This window comes from Planococcus donghaensis MPA1U2, assembly GCF_000189395.1.
Taxonomy (GTDB): Bacteria; Bacillota; Bacilli; order Bacillales_A; family Planococcaceae; genus Planococcus; species Planococcus donghaensis_B.
The window spans coordinates 1-14,755 of sequence record NZ_AEPB01000008.1 but is presented as its reverse complement, the minus strand read 5'-3'; the positions used below and the strand labels follow the sequence as shown (position 1 = coordinate 14,755).

Sequence of the window (14,755 nt, the reverse complement as noted above, 5' to 3'; positions counted from 1 at the left end):
ATGAGGTGGTTACGTTGTATCGAAATGTGGTAAAAAACAAAAACGTGCTCTATTACTTGGCAGGCGCCGGCATTTCACAGCTGGGAAATATCCTCGCGGGGTTGACCTTTCTTTTTATCTCCTATGATTTGACGCAATCAGCTAGCTTGACTACCATGATTGCCATTTCACAGGCGGTACCTTATCTGTTGTTCGGATTAATTGGTGGTGCTATTGCAGACCGTCTCCAGAAGAAAAGGCTGCTGTTGTGGATCGACTTTATTCGCGTTCCCATTATTCTCTCACTGGTTATCTTCCATCACTTCGACCTGTTAGCCTTCTGGCATTTACTGATTGTCAGTTTCGTGATTCAGAGCCTGGGTTGCTTTTATAATCCGGCATACCGGGCCGTTTTGCCACTCGTCACCCCAGTTGATGACCGTACGACCGTCAATAGTCTGCTGGACACGGTGACAAGAGGCGTTCAGGTACTCACCCCTATTTTTAGTATCGGTCTGTTGAGTGCCGGGCAAACGATCCATTTTTATTCGATTGATGCACTTACATATGTACTGAGTGCGCTTTTTATCTTGAAAATCCATTGGGTCGAACCGTTAACCGAGGAGCATATATTGGGAGGGGAAAAGGAAGGAATCTTCCAGTCGATTGTGTCGTTCTTTCTATGGGTAAAAGACGAAGAAACCATAAAAAAGTTGTTTATGGTGACGTTTCTGATGGTCTTTTTTAACACCTGGGTATGGCAAGTCGGGTTGCTCTTGCTTCTTCTTCAACACTACCCAAGCCAAGGGGAAGAATTTTACAGCCTCTTATTGGGATGGTATGGCATCGGGGTCATTCTAATCAACGTCATCATTCCATTTTTCTGGAAAAATCTGACGTTTACCATTTATTTGATTGCCTCTGTTGTATGGGGAATCGGAATCTTAGGATTAGGGATCGCCACTAACCTTTCCCTTTACTTTTTGGGAGTCCTGATTGCGGCAGCTGGTTTACCACTCTCCAGTCTCTCCCGTGTTTATTTGATTCAGACACTGGTTCCAGCACTGAAGCTGGGTCGTGCATTTAGTTTCAATGCGGTCCTTCTCTATGGATCTAACGTCATTTCCTTGATGGTGTTTGGCTCACTCGCTTCTTTTATCGATATCAGCGCTCTCTTTATCTTCTGTGGCAGCATGATGGTCGTTTGTGCTGTCTTTTACTTAATTCGAATAACGCTCACGGAAAAAGCTCGGCGGAAATCCATAGAGGCGTTTAAATAATTGATTGTAAACCCCGACGGAAGAAAAGCCGCAGCTGTGGGCGATATCCGTTATGGTCCGCTTTGTATGCAAAAGCAGTTCCTGGCTTCGAACCAGTCGGTAAAGCTGGAGCCAGGAATAAGGAGAAATCCCGAATTTTTCTTTAAACAGATGCGCGAATTGAAATTTGCTGATACCCAGCAGCGCTGCCATTTCTTCTAAGGTCCAAGCATGTTGATAATCGTCTTTTAAAGATCCCATCACTTGAACAAGGGCAGGCTGAACCGCGCGAAATGGGTCCGTAATCAAGTCAGAAGTATGTGTGCCAATAGCAGACTTAGCTAACAAGAGATTGAGTTGAGCAAAGCTGTGCTCCAAGAACACGTTTGAAGACACACTACCAGCTTCTCCTTCCAGCAGCACGTATTGCTGAACAAAGTGGACCCATTGCTCAACGAGTGGATTTTTTTGCGTAGTTTGGGCAAAGAAAAGGTCTCCCTGAATGTTTGAAATAGCAGCCGTTGCTTCATTGAGGAATACGGCGTCCAGTTCCACTAGAAACTTGTGATCATCTACGGCAAGTTGACGATGCTCATCATGGGGATTGAAGACCAGAAACTCATTTTCCATAAACGAAAAATCGTTTCGTCTGCTTTGATAGTTCATGGATCCTTTCAACGAAAACAGGAATTTATAACAGGGGTCGTTCCGCCAGAGACTTTCCGATTTCTTTTGATTGGTAGATAACAACAAACAATTAGACGCTTCCACTAAAGTAGTCATTCATCCCATCCTTTCTAGCAGTTTTATTAGAAAATTAAATTAGATACAAGAACACTATTTTACTCAGCAAAGGAATGTTTGAAATGAAACACGCACTTGTCATAGGCGGCACAGGAATGCTGGCCAAATTGTCCATCTGGTTATCAGAAAACGGCTACCATGTTTCGGTGATCGGCCGGAATCCGGAGAAAATGCAACGGCTCCTAGACCAAAACCTTGCACAGCTAACACCGGTTTTGGTTGACTACACGAATACGAGCGAATTAGCGGAACAACTAGATCATGTCCAGCAACAGAATGGCCCTATCCATTTGGTGGTTGCCTGGATTCATGCTAACGGAACACGAGTGATTCCTTGTTTAACTCAATCCCTTCCTCGACTCCAATCGTGGGATCTGTTTCACGTTAATGGCAGCAGTTCAAATCTTGAGGACATCAAAGCCAAAACGGCGGTTCCTCAATATGTTGATTATCATCAAATTCAACTGGGGTTTAAGCTTGAAAGTGGCTTGTCTCGCTGGTTAACCCATGATGAGATTTCCGATGGGGTTATAGAAGCCATCCGAGAAAATAAATCAAAACATGTGATTGGAACAATTACCCCTTGGGAGAAACGGCCATAGAAACTGACGATGTCACCAATTCTGTCTCCCATATCTTTACTTAGTATTACTATACGCTTAAATCCCACTAAATTATTTCATCCATAGGTCTGGTTTTTTATCGTCGAATTTTGTCTCTTTGAAAAGAGTTTGTCGATAAAATCATTCAGCTCTTTCGTAAAATTATACTTTTATAGACAAAAGAGGAAAACGGACGCTGATCAATCAGCATTCATCTTCCTCTTTTTATTTTGTTATTGGAATTACAGCTACTTCTGATTACTCATGCTATGCTAAATAATCTGGGTCTAACTATCCTTATCAAAGAGGTATATCTATGAAACTGCTTTGCTATGATTTTTCATCTCTCTAATTATATTCAAAATATACAATCCATCAGACTGAAAACCGCTAACATGTTTGAAAAAAGCAGGATAATTATAAGGAATCACTGTGAGGAAAAAGGTAATTAAACTAACAAATGCAACTCTGTTACTTACAATTCCCATCACGCCAGGAACAAAATGAGAACTTAGATAAAAAATGGCAAAACCAAGCAACGAAGCAATTGGTCCCCCTGCCGCAAATATAATTCTTTGTTTATTTGTGAGTGGTGATATTTCTGATTCGTTTGAAATACGACATATTCCTGATAGGGCTATGGTTATATAGCATGTAATTCTTCCGAGACTTAGCTTTAGTTTTTTCTCTTTACTTAAAGATCCCAAATAGACTTCTGGCTTTACTTTCTTGTTTTTTACTACTAATCCAACTGCATGTCCCAGCTCATGAATTAAAAGAGCCGCTGAAATAATCAGTAGGACCATCACCACTTCGAAAAGCATCCCCAAAATATTCTCCACCATTCCCCTTAATTTTAATCATAATTAATTCAATGCTATAAGATTTCTTACAGAGTAGTCTAGATTGTTTATTCAGAATCTTTTTCATCTCTAAGTAGCTAAGTAATTTAAAATGACTCTATTTTAGAAAGAATATTCGAAAATCATACATCTATATTTTACCATTTAAGTAAAAATAGTAAATACTTTCTGACTCTTTAATGTTGATCGAATATTAGAATCTATACAACCGTTCGTAAAAGTACACTTTTTGCAGACAAAAGGGAGAGTAGATGCGATTCAAAAATGCAGCTACTCTCCCTTTCTATTTATGTAGTTTCCAATAACCCTAAGTATGTTAACTAATATAATTCGATATTTTCACTTTATAAATTTACGCTTATTTAAACATTTTTTAACTATTCATTAAAAGTTTTGTTCATGACTTTTGGGATGTTTTCTATAGAGCTATTCATTTGTCTGATAACGCCTATTTTAAAGAAACTACCAAAAGAGCATGTTATAAAATTGTTAGTTTATCGAATATTTTGAAACTTTTTGAACTTCACCTACGTAAGTAACATATAGACTAAATATAGTTTATTTCAAGAAAGGGGCTACACATTATGAATAAGTGGTTTGCTTTTTTATTACTCTCTTCTGTACTATTACTCTCAGCTTGTAACGGTAATAATGATTTAGTTGGGCAAACTTTCAATGTTGCTTATATGCCAGTACTTGAAGAGGACATTGATAGTCCAGATAGGTATAGCTCTATTACAATATTAGAATTTTCAAACGAAACTACATTTACGAGTACTGTCTACGGAGAAGGAGCCTATGAATTAACCGACGATAACCTTATTCTTTATTATGAAAATGAAAATGAGTCTTTAGAAATAACAATTGGCGTTGCAGAAAGTGATAAAGATTTTAGTGAGTATTACGCATTAATTAACAATGTTGATTATCAGATTACTGATCCTGATAAAATAAGCTATTTCCAGAATTTAGCCTTTAAGTTAGATAAAGATAGACCTATCGAATTTATAAAAAATTAGAAGTAGTTTTTTAGAATGGCGTATAGAGAGCTGTTTTCTTATCAAAAAATTACGTATAACAAAAAAAGACAAACACATCGTGGTTTTAAGAATTCTAAAATAGACACTCTTTACGAATAAGAGGAAGACTATAGTTACTGACCACGAAAATACATAGACATAAACGTCTTATTATAGCGTTTTGAATGTATCATTTTTTCTAGCAAGCTTATTTTTTCTTGGCATACTGCTAACTTCTTACAAACAGTAATTGTGAATGTAACTTAATTACCATTATGTTACATTTGAGAAAGGAACGTGAGTTGATGTTGAGGGATTTATTCGATCGTTAAAGGAAAAACGTAGTATCCAGTCCCTTGTACCCAAGTGGCTTTAACTTCATATACTGTTCTCCCGATTTGCTTATCTAAAACTACGTCAGTTCCCCTGTTATGAGTGAAAGATCCCAAAACGTACACCTCGTAAGAGATTGGCTTTTCTTCAAATTTAAGTTCAATAGATGTATCCGAATTTACAGTAGGACCTTTCCGGTTCCCAATTAAATCAGATACAGATACAACTTCAGCCTCTATACCAGCCATGCTCTTTTCTTCATCATCATAATAATTCCAAGAATAGCCATTAGTAGCAGCAACAAACTCTTCTCCATTTACACTTACTTTTAAGTTAGGTGGTTTTTGAGATATATCCTTTGTATTTTCCGCAGAATTACTATTGTTTTTTCCGTGCTTAATAACTTTCGTTTCTTGAGAACAGCCAACTATCCCAAAAATAACCAGCATACATAATAATAATAATTTGGCTTTCATCTTCTTATTCCTCCTTATTTCAAGTTTAGACGTAAAGATGAAACATTGGTTACAGAAGAAGACTTATGGAGAACCCGTTAAAAGTAATAATATACAAAGAAAAGCCCCCGTAATGGGGGGCTTTTGAATGTAATATAATTCACGATAAGTAATCTTCACTTTTTATTAGAAGACTTCAATTCTCATTTCATCATTTCATAGTTAACATAAATACTATAAAAAGCAGGAATCATTAGCGCCCCTGTGAGACAAATCAGTGCAGCTATTTTACTTTGTTTTCTTAGCCGATTCTCTCCACTTTTCAAGTGTTCAAAGAAAGTGAAAGTAAAATATATGCTAGCAATAAGTAAAGTCGTTGATAAAATCCCTAGTAAATTCCCTGTTCCAAACAATCCGAATTCAGACATAGTATCACCATTTCCCTATCAGTTTTTAAAAGCTTGAACAATCTTTTTTAAAAAGCCCGGATGGAACTTAACTGCAAATTAGTTATAAGACTCTTTCATAACAGTTTTCTAGATGAAGTAGAAAGTTTATTTCTTAGGATTCGTCTGTTGACATTTCCTACTACAAAATACGCTACACAGCCGCCAATAGTGTTTAACAATAAATCATCCACATCAAAGGATCCACGCTTTGTAAAAAAACTGAAGTCCCTCTATGATCAGACTACTATAAAAAATAGTTTGCCATGAAACAATAAATTTTATATTCTTTATTCGCAAATATACTCCTAGAGGTGCAAGCAATAGCATGTTAATTACTAAAGCTTTGCCCAGTGCAGCGTTATGTACTTTTTCGCTTCATAACTCTGTACTTTTATTTTGCACTACACAATACGTTCGTGTTTTTTTCGATTTGTCATTTAATAGAGCCAATTAATTGATGATAACCATAAGTAAAATTCCGATGAAAATTGCAAATGCATAGAGCACCACTTCATCACTATCGCTCACCGTGAAAATCAAAAGAGTCAAAATCGCATAAAATCCGATAATAGATAATAAAACAGTAATTAAACCGTTTATGATATATTTCATCTCAATTTCCTCTTCCTATACTTTTTGCGGATCCGAATGTAACTTAATTCACATTAAGTTACATTCAAAAATAGAATAAATTCCTTTAAGTGTCCCTTATAGAGCGCCTTTTTTTCTTTTAGAACTGCGCATTTTTCTAAAAAAATCAGTTACATGGCTTTTTAAGTCATTTTGGCGTTCCAGCACAGGAAATTCTGCTAGTACTTCATCTAGTTCCTTAACTAATTGATTTAAATAGCTCTGATCCGAACCGAATTCAAAAGTGAGTACAGCTCCAGTGCTGATTGGATAACGAGTGCTCACTTCCCAATAAATTCCTCCCAAAGAATCCATCACTGCTTTCGCTTCGATAGCATTCTCTGTTGAAATCAAGGAGGCCGTCCCCTCTAACTTTTGATTCATTGTATTTAATTGATCACGAAAGTCCTTGAATTCTTCTGCTCTCATATCTGCAAAGAAATCAGCGGAATATCCAGGGATTTCAACTTTTATGTCCGCCTTAACCCAGTCCCCTTCCCATGAACCAATTGATTCAGGATAAAGTCTTTCCAATATCTTAATCTCGATTTTGGTTTCTGACCCTAAAATATCCAACTTTTTCATGGGACACCCTCTTTTTCTAAAGAATCATTTTATTATTCGTCCAATAATCTTTTAACTGAATGTAACTTAACTGCACTTAAGTTACATTCACCTCCTTAATATTTTGCGTTATTTTGCTTCTTCCGTTTCTGCGAGCTTCTTACAAATATATCCTACGATGTATTCTCTCTTTGTTATTTCTTCGATGTCCTGATTTTCAACTAACTCATCTAGTGCCTGCTCTATTTTTTTCCATAGCTCTGTATTTTCATATTTTTCATATGGATGTGTCATTCTACTATTACCTTCACTTTCATTTTTGTGTCTCTTCTCTATAATACTTATTTTACCATTCTTGAGTTTTATAGATAGAAGCCGAAAAATTATTTCTAGCTAAAAAAGCGTTCGTAAAAGTACACAATTACGAACATATCAGAAAAAATGCACCTCTAGCTGACATATTTCTCCCTCCTCTATTTTATTAACGCACTATATCGTCGCTTAAAAAAAGAGAAGTTCTCCCTTTGGTTTCAGCAGTATCGATTGTAACGTTTTTTGAAATCTATATTATAAATATGTTACAATATAGGAAAGAGGTGAGTACCGATGGAACTTTATCAATATCTATTAGATGAATACGGATACGATGAACCTATTCTCACGGAGCAACTAAAAGAGAAGCTCAAGCTGAATCCAAGTACACTCAGACAGTATATCAAGCGCCTTTCTGACAAAGGGCTGCTTGTGAAAGTCCAGAACGGCATCTACTTCATTCCAAAAAAGAAACCGATGTTTGGCTCGGCTGTGCTTGATATAGACAAGGTTATTCGAAAGAAATTTTTAGAGGATCGGGATCGTATTATCGGTTACAAGTCAGGTACCAATTTTGCCAATGCTTTGGGCCTGACTTCCCAAACAGCAGCGGTTGCGACCATCGTGACAAATAATGCATCCGCAGCCAAGCGGGAAGTGAACGTCTACAAAAAAAGGGTCATCATCCGAAAACCAAGAGCAAACGTGAATAAATCCAACTACAAGCTTCTTCAAGTGCTCGACCTGTTGAATAATTATGAGCAGTACAGTGAAAAACCGCTTGAAGCGGCAAAAGAGAAAATCCTGTCCTATCTAGAGAGCGTGTCATTGAATGAACAGGAAGTGAAGGAATATCTCGATGCGTACCCGATAAAAACAAAACTAAGAGTATATGAATTGGGGTTATTAGATGCGATTGCACGAAGAGAACGAGTTGTTTAATGAGTTAGTCCGGTCGGCAGCTGCAGCGTATGGGCTGCAAAATTTCCAGATCGAAAAGGATTATTACGTATCGCTGCTTCTGAAGAAGCTGGTCTCTAACTTCCCTGGCGTTGTATTTAAGGGTGGGACTTCCCTCTCAAAATGCTACGATGTCATCAAGCGTTTTTCAGAAGACCTGGATCTCAGCGTTCCGCTTGGAGACAGCAATAAGCTGCCGAGAAGCGAAAAAAAGAAGCTGAAAGCGGCAATCGAATCTGTGATTGAGGACCTCGGATTTTCACTGCTTAATCCGGACCAGATCCGATCAGGCCGAGAGTTTAACGAGTATGAAATTGGCTATCGAAAAGCATTTGAAGGTGACAGCGAGATATCCCCCCACATTCTAGTGGAAACGAATGTCGCTTATAAGCCATTTCCATTTGAACAGCTTGAGGTAAGTAATTACATCACGAAGTTTGTCATAACCGCAGAGGGGGACGAATCAGAAAAAGAAAAGTTTATGGATGAATACGGCATGAGACCTTTTGCGGCTAATGTGCAGACGATTGATCGGACGTTTCTTGATAAAATCTTTGCCATCTGTGATTATTATGAAAAAAAAGAAAGCACTCGCTATTCGAGGCACTTGTATGATCTTCATATGATTGAGAGAAGTGGGTTTGTCGATGTAGAAGGATTGAAAATGCTGATTCCTGAAGTGATCGAGATTCGGAGGGATGGTCGGGACACGGCTTCCTGTCAGCCTGGCTATGAACTAAAAAAGACATTGAAGGAAATCATTCGTACTGATTTCTATAAGCAGGACTATAACCGAAACACAAAAACGTTCCTGGCAGAAGACGTGTCTTATGAAGAAACTATCGATAGCTTGAAAAAAATTATCGACAGTGACTTTTTACCAACTATCATCAAAATATAAACGCCTAACCAGCTAACTGGTTGGGCGTTTTTTGTAGAAACCATAAAAGCTCTGCTTTTTAATTAATTATCGAAAAAACTGGAGTTGTTTCCTCTTTTCGAGCTTCAGTAAATCATTCGGTTTCATTAATAGATGGTTCTGCTTCCGATAATTAGTCATATGTAAACCAGTCACTCTTTACTTGCAGTTTTCCTACCTCATCTACGACTAACAATAAGAGCGCCAATTCCACTTATTAGCATATAAGCTATGACAAAAATCCATAGATAAGAAATTGAAATTTGGTCATACCCCATATACGTTATAGCAGCCAACATTAGAAATAGAGCGCCTAAGAACAGGTTCGCAATAATTGCGTAATACTTTCGCATATTATTCAAGGTCCGCTCATCAACTTCTGGAGTTTTATCCTTTTTCGATCTTACGTAAAAAAGATTTCCCAGGAAAATGATAAACAAACCAGTAATACCACCAAGAATGGCCGACCAGTCTACTCCACTGAAAATAAACGTTCCAATAATTACACCTATTAATCCGCCTGTCGATGCGATTGTAATATTCCACTGCGCGTATTTTTTCTTTTTCATTTCTCTTCCTCCTCTTCCAGAATAAAAACTTCCTCGATCGGAAGGTCAAAATATTTGATGATTTTTAATGCCAATTCCAGACTTGGGTTGTATTTATTTTTTTCGATTGCCGTGAACGTCTGCCTTGTAACCTGTAAATCTTCGGCCATCGTAATTTGCTTAATCCCTCTCTCTTTACGGATTTTTTGAATATTGTTTTTAACCGGCATGCCTCTCCCTACTTTCCAGAAATCAGGATGTAAATATATCTTTACATAAACTATAAAAGCTAAAAACTTAAATGTAAAGAAATCTTTACTTTTTTTTATAAAAGTAATCAAAAAATGACGAATGTTATGTAGAAAACATCCGTCATTCCTAAATACTTCAAAGTTTTTATTTGTTTATACTGAACTTCCGATAACTTATGATATGTAAACTAATAATAAATATGAATTCCCTTTTTTATTTTAATATGTAATAAGTTTTTCACAACTGATTACAAATATTCAAGGAAATATCCCTATACCATATCCACCCACATATATAACAATAATTGAAGAAATAATAATAAAAATTTTTACTAACCAATAATTAGCGATTGCTGGCAATGGCGTAAATTCTCGAAAAGCCACCCAATTCTTATCTTCCATAAATCTTTTCTTAGTTATAAGCACGAAACCACATAAGAAAGAAAAAATCCCGAAAATTGTTATTAGGCTAGCGGATATAAATTCACTGTTCAAATTAATTTCTCCTCAGCAATATTTTCTAATCACAATTGACACTTGGTTTACCGTAAATGATCAAGTACTTCACCTTTTGCGCATCCAAGTAATGTATTTATTTTACCATTGGATTGCATGAAGTACATATATTGAAAAAATTCCATAGATAATCGTTCGTAAAGGTACACAATTACGAACGCTCTAAAATCAATCCAAAACCACAAAAAAGAACGTTCGTAAAGATGGCTGCACACTTTACGAACGTTCAAGGGATTCTAAGGACATTTACGAACGCATTTCGGTTTGGTTAATTTTTGCGCTCTTTCATTTCCGCTACTGCTTTGTCGTATTTATCAAAATCGAATTCAACACTATTTGGTTTGTAGAAAAAGAGGATTGACTCTTTTTCGCCTTGGCTTAGCAAATAAGTTACAACGGCTTTCGGGCTCGTCATGTTAATGCCCGCTTGGTTTGCGTCAGCAAGTTTTGTCAGGATGTTTTCTGGTGTCTTGCTCAATACAATCACTCCTTTTCTCTTGGTAAGTTACGAATATCTAAAATGGTTGGCAATTCGTTAAAGTCTGTTCTTTCGTTCATCTCAATTAACATTCGTACCGTTTCTTCTGGACTGCTAAGTAATCCGCTTTCTTTGTAGTCTAAGAACTTTTCAATGAGCGGAAAATCTGTGGCATCGCTTTGGCGAATTTTTTCTTGCATGCCCGTATCGATGATTCCTGGTGCGACAGAGACGACTTTAACGTCTTCGTTTTCTGCATCGATGCACGAGCTGAAATGATCGAGTCCTGCTTTTCCTGCACAATAGGCACTCCATCCCTCATAAGCATGGCGACCCGCTCCTGATGATATATTGATAATTCTTTTTTCAGCTTGGCTATTTTTCAGTTGATTGATAAATGCGCCGCATAGCAACATAGGCGCCGTCAAATTTAGTATGATGCTTTGATTCACTTCTGCTGTGGAGTTTGTATGAGCCAGTCCAATGGGATCAATGGTTCCTGCATTATTAACCAACACAATTTGTTCTATATCTGTTGGCAGTTGCCCTAACGCTTGCTCCATTGTTTTTTCAATAGCCTCGAGCTGCGTCAAATCAACTGATAGAAAATGCTCACCTGGCCAATTTTCTGGTTGTGTGCGCGCAATACCAATCACCAGATGACCTTTATCGATAAGTTGCTTGCTCCATTCCAACCCAATCCCTTTAGATGCCCCTGTTATAATATAAGCTTCTTTTGTCATTTTTATTGCCCACCTTTTTGGTACATAATTTCGCCTGCCACAACCGTCATTACGGGTTCCGCTTCTAAAATTTGTTCTTCTGGCCCTGCAAATAAGTCGCGGTTGAAAATGGTAAAGTCCGCATCAAAACCTTCACGGATGACGCCGCGCTCGTTTTCTTTGCCAATTGCTGCGGCACTTCCACTTGTATACAATTGAATCGCTTCAAAGCGTGTTAGTTTTTCTTCTGGTAAAAACCCTTCGTGAGTTTCATAAGGTTTTCTGCGCGTAACAGCTGCATAAATTCCTAATCGCGGGTCTGCTTCTTCTATCGGCGCATCTGATCCACCTGCACAAATCAGCCCGTGATTTAAAAGTTTCTTCCATACATATGACCATTCCAAACGATTTTCGCCGAGACGTTCCACGACCCATGGGAAATCAGATGTGACAAAGCTTGGCTGAAGATCTAATGCGACATTTATTTGTTGCATACGTGCGACTAAATCTTCTCGTACGACCATTGTGTGAATAAGACGATCGCGTTTTCCTTGAGGCACTGGATGCGCTTCAATGGCATCTAGCGCCATTTCTAAACCAAGATCCCCAATCACATGAATCGCTACTGCTTCACCGTGTTTACGGGCAATTGATACAAGACGTTTTAGTTCTTCGTCTGATTGAATGGCAACTCCGATAGTAGATGGATCATCGTTATACGGTTTGCTTAAAAGCGCAGTACGACCGCCGATTGATCCATCTGCGAAAATTTTCATCGGACCCGGATCGATAAATGGTTCTGCGTAAGAAGCATTTTCCATCATTTCTTCAAAAGCAATATGGGCTCTAAGTAAATGTGCACGAAATTTCACTTTGTCCCCGATGACATTTTTAAATGCATCGAGTGGTCGTGAATAATGACCGTAATAGCCCATGTCTTCTGTGTGAGCACCCGTTAAACCAAGCGATAACAAATGATCCACTGATTTTTGCAGAGCGCGTGTTAAATAATCTACGCTTACTTCAGGAACTTGACTGGCTACCAAATCTTGTGCAGCGTCTAACAAATAACCGGTTGGTTCCCCGTCCGCATCACGTACGATTAAACCACCTTCAGGATCTGGACTATCTTTAGTAATACCTGCTAATGCTAATGCGCTCGAGTTTGCTAAAATCGCATGACGGCAAACCCGTTTTAACAACATTGGTGACGTGCTTATTTCATCAAGTTCGTTGCGGTGGAAAATTTTACGGTCTGCAAAATTATTTTCATTCCAGCCTTCACCGATAAACCAATCGTCTTTTTTCAGATCTTTTGTGGATTCAATTAATTGTTCACGCATTTCTTCTGAGCTTTCAATGATGGATAAGTCAACACGCATTAATTTTTCGCCGTGGCCAATCATGTGCATATGGCTATCGACCAATCCTGGATACATCGTTGCTCCTTGCAAATCGATTTCTTTATCAGCAAATTGTTTCAAATCTTTGTATGTTCCAATTTTTTCTATATGATCATCCGACACTAAAACCGCTTCTGCAGTCGCGCCTTCTGCTTCCATTGTATAAATTGTTCCCCCATGCCATAACACTTTCATCTAACCACTCCTTTTCTCTCTTCTCATCATAAGTTTAATCGCTCTTGCATTCAATACGTTTGAATTGAATTTTCAATGATTCATCCCTAAAGCAAAAGCACTTTCATTTATGTTATACTATTTTTACTTATAGAAAGCAGAGGTGAACCCTCCTAGTCGGAGGGACGAATTGGACAGTATACTCATTCTCAATTTGTTTATGGTCGCGCTTTTAATCGGGCTGACCGCTTTATTTGTTGGATCGGAGTTTTCAATTATTCGTGTCAGAATGTCCCGCATTGATCAACTCGTTTCAGAAGGGCATAAAAATGCCAACTTGACGAAGAAAATCATTGGCAATTTGGATTATTATTTATCTGCTTGCCAATTAGGGATTACCGTAACAGCGCTTGGCCTTGGTTGGCTAGGTGAGTCAACTGTAGAACGGCTCTTGTATCCGGTTTTTGAAAACTTTGGAATCGAAGAACCGACTGCATCGATTTTTTCTTTTTTTATCGCGTTTAGCATGATTACTTTTTTACATGTCGTGATTGGTGAATTGGCACCTAAAACGCTAGCCATTCAATATGCAGAGAAGATGGCCTTTATCTTTGCTCGCCCTCTTTACTTTTTCGGGCTGATTTTCGCACCGTTTATCTATTTGATGAATGGTTCAGCAAGATTGCTTTTACGTGCATTCGGTATCGAACCCGCAGCTTATGAGCAAGCTCACTCAGAAGAAGAATTGAAAATCATCATGACAAAAAGCTACCATAGCGGCGAAATCAATCAAACGGAATTATCGTATATGCAGAACATCTTTTCTTTCGATGAACGATTGGCAAAAGATATTATGTTGCCACGAACACAAATGGAGACCATTTCACTTGAGATGAGCCATGATGATTTAATGGAGATTGTCCGTGATCATCAATATACCCGTTACCCTGTTACCGAAAAAGGGGACAAGGATGATATTCTCGGGTTTATTAATGTTAAAGAAATGCTGACCAATTACACGTACCAACAAGATTTAAATGACAGCATCGTCGTTCACGATCTTCCATTTGTTCATGATATGGCACCCATACAAGATGTGTTGTTGAAAATGCAAAAAGAACATGTTCATATGGCCATTGTTGTTGATGAATACGGTGGAACGGCTGGTGTCATTACAATGGAAGATATTCTAGAAGAAATTGTTGGAGAAATTCGTGACGAATTTGATGAAGACGAACGCGATGAGATTAAAGCCGTTGATATTAATAATTATTTATTGAATGGACGGGTACTTTTATCTGATTTAGAAGATCGCTTTGCCATCGAGTTTGATGATAGCGAAGACGTTGATACGATCGGTGGATGGATTCAATTAAAAAATACGGATATTGGTGAAGGTGAATCGGTCGAATTGCCGCACCACACGATTACAGTTCGTGAGATGGAAAATCATCAAATTATCCGTGTGTTGTTGTCACGTCATACAGACCTTAAAACCTAAAAAAATACTACTAC

The 14,755-nt window shown here is 38.0% G+C and carries 18 protein-coding genes; 6 read left to right on the top strand and 12 right to left on the bottom strand.

The features are described 5' to 3' along the window. The first annotated feature begins 14 nt into the window (after positions 1-14). Positions 15-1,259, top strand: a complete 1,245-nt coding sequence (locus GPDM_RS02220) for an MFS transporter (protein WP_008428534.1) — start codon at positions 15-17, stop codon at positions 1,257-1,259. On the opposite strand, the gene GPDM_RS16825 is transcribed toward GPDM_RS02220, so the two are convergent. Beyond that, positions 1,200-2,021 carry a helix-turn-helix transcriptional regulator gene (locus GPDM_RS16825; protein ID WP_039862758.1) on the bottom strand — a complete coding sequence of 274 codons (822 nt, stop codon included), beginning with the start codon at positions 2,019-2,021 and terminating at the stop codon, positions 1,200-1,202. The two genes, GPDM_RS02220 and GPDM_RS16825, sit on opposite strands and share 60 nt — an antisense overlap. Before the next feature lie 83 nt (positions 2,022-2,104). Between GPDM_RS16825 and GPDM_RS02210 the strand changes: the two genes are divergently transcribed. Further along, positions 2,105-2,644 (top strand): short-chain dehydrogenase, encoded by a 540-nt coding sequence (locus GPDM_RS02210; protein ID WP_008428530.1) that lies wholly within the window; start codon positions 2,105-2,107, stop codon positions 2,642-2,644. Between the two features lie 314 nt (positions 2,645-2,958). Here the strand turns inward: GPDM_RS02210 and GPDM_RS02205 are convergent, their stop codons facing one another. Beyond that, the gene (locus tag GPDM_RS02205) at positions 2,959-3,486 is read right to left on the bottom strand and encodes a site-2 protease family protein (RefSeq protein WP_237704121.1); all 528 of its coding nucleotides are present in this window, start codon (positions 3,484-3,486) and stop codon (positions 2,959-2,961) included. A gap of 605 nt (positions 3,487-4,091) precedes the next feature. Here GPDM_RS02205 and GPDM_RS02200 point away from each other — a divergent pair. Continuing rightward, positions 4,092-4,526 (top strand): hypothetical protein, encoded by a 435-nt coding sequence (locus tag GPDM_RS02200; protein ID WP_008428526.1) that lies wholly within the window; start codon positions 4,092-4,094, stop codon positions 4,524-4,526. Between the two features lie 317 nt (positions 4,527-4,843). On the opposite strand, the gene GPDM_RS02195 is transcribed toward GPDM_RS02200, so the two are convergent. The 4 genes from GPDM_RS02195 to GPDM_RS16705 all read right to left on the bottom strand — a co-directional run bounded on the left by GPDM_RS02195 (position 4,844) and on the right by GPDM_RS16705 (position 7,251). Further along, positions 4,844-5,335, bottom strand: coding sequence for a hypothetical protein (locus tag GPDM_RS02195; protein ID WP_008428524.1), 492 nt, complete (start codon positions 5,333-5,335; stop codon positions 4,844-4,846). Positions 5,336-6,213: 878 nt separating this feature from the next. After that, positions 6,214-6,375 (bottom strand): hypothetical protein, encoded by a 162-nt coding sequence (locus GPDM_RS16615; protein WP_008428520.1) that lies wholly within the window; start codon positions 6,373-6,375, stop codon positions 6,214-6,216. A 96-nt stretch (positions 6,376-6,471) separates the two neighbouring features. Next, positions 6,472-6,978 (bottom strand): WapI family immunity protein, encoded by a 507-nt coding sequence (locus GPDM_RS02185; RefSeq protein ID WP_008428518.1) that lies wholly within the window; start codon positions 6,976-6,978, stop codon positions 6,472-6,474. 108 nt (positions 6,979-7,086) lie between these two features. Continuing rightward, a complete protein-coding gene (locus GPDM_RS16705) occupies positions 7,087-7,251 on the bottom strand; it encodes a hypothetical protein (protein WP_008428516.1) in 165 nt (54 codons plus the stop codon). A gap of 312 nt (positions 7,252-7,563) precedes the next feature. Here GPDM_RS16705 and GPDM_RS02180 point away from each other — a divergent pair, with 312 nt between their 5' ends. Both GPDM_RS02180 and GPDM_RS02175 read left to right on the top strand, forming a co-directional pair. Beyond that, entirely contained in the window at positions 7,564-8,211 is a 648-nt protein-coding gene (locus tag GPDM_RS02180) for a DUF6088 family protein (RefSeq protein WP_008428514.1), read from the top strand. Continuing rightward, complete coding sequence (locus GPDM_RS02175) at positions 8,180-9,130, top strand: nucleotidyl transferase AbiEii/AbiGii toxin family protein (RefSeq protein ID WP_008428512.1); 951 nt, start codon at positions 8,180-8,182, stop codon at positions 9,128-9,130. The genes GPDM_RS02180 and GPDM_RS02175 overlap by 32 nt, the downstream gene beginning before the upstream one ends. Before the next feature lie 197 nt (positions 9,131-9,327). Here the strand turns inward: GPDM_RS02175 and GPDM_RS02170 are convergent, their stop codons facing one another. The 6 genes from GPDM_RS02170 to GPDM_RS02145 form a co-directional block, all read right to left on the bottom strand. Continuing rightward, a complete protein-coding gene (locus GPDM_RS02170) occupies positions 9,328-9,717 on the bottom strand; it encodes a hypothetical protein (protein ID WP_008428510.1) in 390 nt (129 codons plus the stop codon). After that, positions 9,714-9,926 (bottom strand): helix-turn-helix transcriptional regulator, encoded by a 213-nt coding sequence (locus GPDM_RS02165; RefSeq protein ID WP_006830166.1) that lies wholly within the window; start codon positions 9,924-9,926, stop codon positions 9,714-9,716. The genes GPDM_RS02170 and GPDM_RS02165 overlap by 4 nt, the downstream gene beginning before the upstream one ends. Before the next feature lie 279 nt (positions 9,927-10,205). Beyond that, positions 10,206-10,442 (bottom strand): hypothetical protein, encoded by a 237-nt coding sequence (locus tag GPDM_RS02160; protein ID WP_008428507.1) that lies wholly within the window; start codon positions 10,440-10,442, stop codon positions 10,206-10,208. A gap of 289 nt (positions 10,443-10,731) precedes the next feature. Then, complete coding sequence (locus tag GPDM_RS02155) at positions 10,732-10,950, bottom strand: hypothetical protein (RefSeq protein ID WP_237704120.1); 219 nt, start codon at positions 10,948-10,950, stop codon at positions 10,732-10,734. Continuing rightward, positions 10,947-11,684: an SDR family NAD(P)-dependent oxidoreductase gene (locus GPDM_RS02150; RefSeq protein WP_008428503.1), complete on the bottom strand. Its 738-nt coding sequence runs from the start codon at positions 11,682-11,684 to the stop codon at positions 10,947-10,949. The genes GPDM_RS02155 and GPDM_RS02150 overlap by 4 nt, the downstream gene beginning before the upstream one ends. Before the next feature lie 2 nt (positions 11,685-11,686). Further along, entirely contained in the window at positions 11,687-13,261 is a 1,575-nt protein-coding gene (locus GPDM_RS02145; RefSeq protein ID WP_008428500.1) for an amidohydrolase, read from the bottom strand. A gap of 169 nt (positions 13,262-13,430) precedes the next feature. On the opposite strand from GPDM_RS02145, the gene GPDM_RS02140 reads away from it, so the two are divergent. Then, a complete protein-coding gene (locus tag GPDM_RS02140; RefSeq protein ID WP_008428499.1) occupies positions 13,431-14,741 on the top strand; it encodes a hemolysin family protein in 1,311 nt (436 codons plus the stop codon). Positions 14,742-14,755: the final 14 nt, after the last annotated feature.

Bases quoted from the DNA above. Each gene is read 5' to 3' on its own strand.
- GPDM_RS16825 (WP_039862758.1), bottom strand. From the start codon at position 2,021: ATGACTACTTTAGTGGAAGCGTCTAATTGTTTGTTGTTATCTACCAAT.
- GPDM_RS02210 (WP_008428530.1), top strand. From the start codon at position 2,105: ATGAAACACGCACTTGTCATAGGCGGCACAGGAATGCTGGCCAAATTG.
- GPDM_RS02200 (WP_008428526.1), top strand. From the start codon at position 4,092: ATGAATAAGTGGTTTGCTTTTTTATTACTCTCTTCTGTACTATTACTC.
- GPDM_RS02195 (WP_008428524.1), bottom strand. From the start codon at position 5,335: ATGAAAGCCAAATTATTATTATTATGTATGCTGGTTATTTTTGGGATA.
- GPDM_RS16615 (WP_008428520.1), bottom strand. From the start codon at position 6,375: ATGAAATATATCATAAACGGTTTAATTACTGTTTTATTATCTATTATC.
- GPDM_RS02185 (WP_008428518.1), bottom strand. From the start codon at position 6,978: ATGAAAAAGTTGGATATTTTAGGGTCAGAAACCAAAATCGAGATTAAG.
- GPDM_RS16705 (WP_008428516.1), bottom strand. From the start codon at position 7,251: ATGACACATCCATATGAAAAATATGAAAATACAGAGCTATGGAAAAAA.
- GPDM_RS02180 (WP_008428514.1), top strand. From the start codon at position 7,564: ATGGAACTTTATCAATATCTATTAGATGAATACGGATACGATGAACCT.
- GPDM_RS02175 (WP_008428512.1), top strand. From the start codon at position 8,180: ATGCGATTGCACGAAGAGAACGAGTTGTTTAATGAGTTAGTCCGGTCG.
- GPDM_RS02170 (WP_008428510.1), bottom strand. From the start codon at position 9,717: ATGAAAAAGAAAAAATACGCGCAGTGGAATATTACAATCGCATCGACA.
- GPDM_RS02165 (WP_006830166.1), bottom strand. From the start codon at position 9,926: ATGCCGGTTAAAAACAATATTCAAAAAATCCGTAAAGAGAGAGGGATT.
- GPDM_RS02150 (WP_008428503.1), bottom strand. From the start codon at position 11,684: ATGACAAAAGAAGCTTATATTATAACAGGGGCATCTAAAGGGATTGGG.
- GPDM_RS02145 (WP_008428500.1), bottom strand. From the start codon at position 13,261: ATGAAAGTGTTATGGCATGGGGGAACAATTTATACAATGGAAGCAGAA.